Below are 4,986 nucleotides of genomic sequence, written 5' to 3' on the forward strand. Positions count from 1 at the left end.
CATCAGAAAGCGAGCGACTGGAGCAGGGGTCGGCGATCACGTCTGCTTGGACGGCCGCAATTGATTCCAAAGAGCTATAAGTAAGTAGGAAAAGGGCTGCGTTCTGGCATTACTCAACAGCCACTCGCGCTGAAGATGCGAATCCTGATAAGCAATGCCAACAGCCAGTACCTTCAGACCGCTCAATCAGCGCCCTCGTGAATAAGGCGGGTTAATGACCATGCACCGATGTTTATCGCAATAATGCATTATTGCTGAGTGGACTCATGTTTTTTAAATGCCGCATTTTCGTGCTTTATAATACTGACCGTTAATAAAAGGCATAAACCTACGCCAACGATCAAACTCGCCGAGATAATAGCGGGATGACTGGAAAAGAACAGGTAATTAATGGCACTTTGCAAATCGGTACTGGTTTCCATTGTTGTCTCCTCAACGTTTCTTAGGATATGTCTGGCAACTACTTTTTTACATGATCATTATTTAGCGCATGCTCGAGGTAAGATGCAGAGTTATCGCGATTAACTAATATCCTGCCTTTTCGCCATGGGGAACGCTTTGTTTAATCCACCATGAACGCCCTGAGGCGAATGACCTTGTGGAGACTCGGTTTCAGGATAGGGCCTCGCCGATATTTCCACCAGGTCAAGCCCTAGTACTTCAACATGTGGTGGTACACGCAGTAGGTTGAACTTTTTCAATGCGTAAGAGATTCCCCAACCTGGGATAAAGCCGGTTAACGCCATAACCACAGCGCCTACCAACTGGCCGGTGAAAGAAATATCCGGCATCCCTTCTGCATTGGCAAACCCTGCCGCGAAGATACCCACCAGCACGACGCCGTAAAAACCGCAGAAACCATGAACCGCAAAGGCGCCCACAGAGTCATCCAGGCCGCGCTGTTCAAGGAAGTTGCCCACTTTGGCCATTAACGCACCACCGCTGGCCGCCAGCGCAAACGCCAGGCCGGGATAGTAAAGATCCAGACCGGCTGCCACGGTGATGATACCGCCCAAGCCACCTGACATGGTCCAGAAGGGGTCTCTTGATATCAGGTAGGCTCCGATAACACCGCCTGCAAAACCCATGACAGTGTTGAAGGCAAAAGCCGACAGGTTGGTCTGGGTTCCATAAATGGTCGTCCAGCCAATATCGCCGGTATTGAAGATGATGCAGCCGCCGAGAAAACCGAAGAAACCGACAATGATCATCATCAGCCCAAGCAACGACATTGGCATGTTGTGCGGTGGGATTGCCTGGGGCTTACCGTTTTTAAACTTGCCAATTCTGGCGCCCAGGTTCATCAATACTCCTAGGGCAAAGAACCCGGCAACCGCATGGACGACCCCTGCTGCCCCAACATCATGATAGCCAAACTGGGTGAGTAGCCAGCCGCTTGGGTGCCAGCCCCAGGACCCGGCCAGTATCCATACGCCACCCCCCAATATGACGGCAAGTGTCAGGAAGGCACTCAAACGAATTCGTTCGATGACGGCTCCAGAAAGGATAGAGCCTGTAGTCGCCCCAAAAAGAGCGAACGCCGCGAAGAATATCCCTGTGCCCATATCGTTGACATCAGGGCGCATACTGGCGCTCCAGGGAAGCGCCGCCGAGGCATCAATGGGAATCAGGCCATTGGGAAAAGCGTTGTAAATCCACCAGCCCACAAAATAGAAGGCCGGAATCACTGACGCCAGCGTAAGGATGTTTTTCATCCCTGATGCCAGCGCATTCTTGGTGCGCGAGGCACCAATTTCGTAAGACAGGAAACCTGCGTGAATCAGGAACATAATGGCAATACACCACCAGTAAAACACCTCTATGTTCATTGCCTGATGCATCTCGAAGATGCCTTTTAGTTCATCGGTCGTCATGTTGTTCCCCTATGTGTAAAGCGTGACGGTGAAATCACCTGGCTGTTTTAACCAGAGAGTTTTCGTAGTAATAAACCATTTTCTGTTGCATTCAATGACGATGATTCTTTAACACTTACCTTTATAAACAGCATTAAAACGGCTACTAGCCAACGCTCATCCCAACATTAACAGCAGCCTTTTTAAACGCCTTAAGTTAAATAGAGCAACATGCATGCCAAAACTCCATCAGCGCAGAAAAACATCTTATCCAGCCCATCAAACGATGCTTTATTGTCTAAAATATCGCGAAAACAAAACGTCACTGAACATTACCCTGGCAAATCAACACTTCCTTTTTACTAGCAAAACCCACTCTTCTGATTGGTCGAATTACCATTAAAAACGGGGGGCACTCATTCTTTTACATGCACTGTGACAGTGCTGACCTTCACCAAGCCAGTGCGTTCTAATCACTGGCTTGATGGAATTAAATTAACTACGCACGCGAGTACGCTCCTTGTCATAAAACGGCAAGGCAACCACTTCCGCCGGCAGGCGTTTCTGGTGCCCATCAAGGCGACCCACTTCTAGCTGGGTACCAGGGCTTGCAAACTCGGGTGCCAGACGACAAAGGGCTATCGATTGCTTAAGCAGCGGTGATTGGGTAGCACTGGTCACCTGCCCCACCGGAAAGCGTCCATGAAAGATCTGATCCCCATGATCCACCAGTTCCGTACTATGAATGATCAGTCCCATTAACTTGTGGCGACTTTCCGGTGCCTGCCGTGCCATCGCCTCCCGGCCAACAAAGTCGTCTTCCTTGGTTTTCATTGGCACGGTGAAACCAATACCCGCTTCAAACGGATTGGTTTCCGGGCAGAATTCATGGTCAGCAAAAATCAGCCCCGCTTCGATGCGCAGCATATCCAGTGCATCCAGCCCTAAGGGCGCTAAGCCGAACGCTTGCCCCGCCTCCCAGATGGTATCCCAAAGACGTTCGCCATGGTCAGGGTGGCACCAGACTTCAAACCCCAGCTCGCCGGTGTAGCCGGTACGCGAGACCATAAGAGGAATGCCCTCCGGCCCGCCCAACCGGCCAATCATAAAATGGAACCAGCTTAACTGCGCGACGCTCGTCTGGGTTTCAGCGTTCCACACAAGCTGGCTGAGCAGCTCACGGCTGAACGGCCCCTGGATCGCCAGGTTGTGCAGTTGCTGGGTGGACTCACGAATACTGACCTTATAACCCTGGCGGCTAGCTAGCTCACGCAGCCAGATACCACTATACGGGTCGCCGCAGATCCACCGGAACGCCTGTTCGCCCATCCGAAAAAGCGTGCCATCGTCGAGCATGCCGCCGGTTTCATTGCAGGCGGCTGAGTAAGCGACTTCGCCAACGGATAAACGCCGCACATTCCGGGTCAAGGCGTATTGCAGCAGGCGTTCAGCATCCGGCCCCACCACTTCAAACTTGCGCAAGGGTGTCAGGTCCATGACCGCAACCCGTTCACGGCAGGCAAGGTATTCGGCACGCCGCCCCCAGCCTTCAAACTCGCTGGGTAGCCAGTAGCCGCGATATTCAATGAAGCGCTGGGTCAGGGCCGATGTCCGACGGTGAAAGGCGGTTTGCAGTGTCATGCGGGGCAGTTCCTCCGGGGTAGTCCGGTTAGCAATTGAACGCGGAAATTCATGTTCGGCTGAGTAGATGCGTACCTGTATATCGGTGGGCGTCCATCCGTTAGCGGGGTCAATGTCGTCCGGACACGCGGACGACGCACACACCAGATCGCGCTTCGCGCGCAGCAGGACATAGTCGCCAGCTCGCGACCAGGGCTCATCTGCCGATAGCGTGCCGCAGGGTTCAACGTGCGTATTGAAAAAGAAATTGATGGCTGGCCAGCCAGCGCGAGGGGCGATGTTAAAGACCGCCAGTTCACGGTTAAAATTCTCGGTACAACTGATATGGCCAAAATAGCCGCTGTCTTCGTAGAATTTTGGCGTACATGCCAGCATAAAACTGTCATGCCGCCCGACTGTGTCCTGCACCACTTCAAGCATGGGCTGAAGACGTTGATCGGCAAAGCGCGAAAACAGGCCGGGCTGCGGCATCGCGCAATTGGCCAGCGTGCGTGTTGCCGCCGCGTCCAGGGTCACCGTCTCGCCCAGGTCCAGGGCATCTTTATCAAAGGCAATAAAGTCCGAACACTGCTTGCCTGACACATCGATGATCTGAATCCACTCACCTGCACGAACCTGATAGGTACGCGCACTGCTATGCGGAATGTGGATGTCGTTAATAGGCTCGGCTAAAGGCGCTGGCAGAATCGGTAAATGCTCAGGCAAGTGCCAGTGAATCACGTCCAGTTCCGTGGCGGGTGACTGCTCGGAGACAGCCATGTCGTTGCCGGGGGCCACCAGCACCAACGTTAGCGGCGCGCTATCCAGAGGGCAGCTGAGTTCAAGAGGCAACTGCCGCCCGGGAATATGACCTCCCTGTGACAGCAGTTCAGTATCAATCTGCCAAGAATCGAACCGGGCTTTCAACCGCTTGGCAGCCGCATTACCCTGTTCAAGCTGGCGCTGTGTCAGCGCGGCGGACGGCTGCAGCGCTATCCCCATGGAAGCCGTCACGGCTTGGTTATCCTGGTCAAGCGCCAACAAATCGCAGCCCTGCTCCCCATCTGGCGACGTGATGCTCAAACGCTCCCCCGGTAATAGCGGTAAACGCAGGGCATGCTGGCCAGCGATACGATAGCGCCGGCAAGGCGTTTCCAGCGCCTGCTGCTTAGAGTGATGCCAACTACCCATAGTGTAACCTCGTGTTGTCCGTTCCGGTTTTGTTCAGCCTGGGGCTATAAAGGTGCGTCGCGGTCGTCTGATGCTCCCTTTATGGTGCAGGTGGCGTGCCCGCCCCCACCGGAGAACCGTGATGCGCCAACAATTTTCTTTCTGATAAAAATACTTTACTCGCAGTAGGAAGCTGCACAATCGGCCATGGGGGGTAATCACGAAGGAGTAACCAGCCTGTACTGGCATGAAACCTGCTAGTAACAGGGCTAACGCGCGTAAGGCATGAACGTCGGTGATGGGAGGAGGTATGGCTATCAGTCTCAGTGGCTGGATTGAACGT

At 53.5% G+C, this 4,986-nt stretch carries 3 protein-coding genes; all 3 read right to left on the reverse strand.

Annotated features, from left to right (window positions below; genetic code table 11):
- Positions 1–248: 248 nt before the first annotated feature.
- Positions 249–422, reverse strand: coding sequence for a hypothetical protein (locus B7L72_RS18515; RefSeq protein ID WP_161793469.1), 174 nt, complete (start codon positions 420–422; stop codon positions 249–251).
- Positions 423–521: 99 nt separating this feature from the next.
- Complete coding sequence (locus tag B7L72_RS07155; protein ID WP_044630280.1) at positions 522–1,874, reverse strand: ammonium transporter; 1,353 nt, start codon at positions 1,872–1,874, stop codon at positions 522–524.
- A 474-nt stretch (positions 1,875–2,348) separates the two neighbouring features.
- Positions 2,349–4,253 (reverse strand): DUF1989 domain-containing protein, encoded by a 1,905-nt coding sequence (locus B7L72_RS07160; protein WP_254893773.1) that lies wholly within the window; start codon positions 4,251–4,253, stop codon positions 2,349–2,351.
- Between the last annotated feature and the right edge of the window lie 733 nt (positions 4,254–4,986).

Origin of the sequence: Halomonas sp. BC1 (assembly GCF_002078135.1) — a bacterium.
GTDB classification, from domain to species: domain Bacteria; phylum Pseudomonadota; class Gammaproteobacteria; order Pseudomonadales; family Halomonadaceae; genus Vreelandella; species Vreelandella stevensii.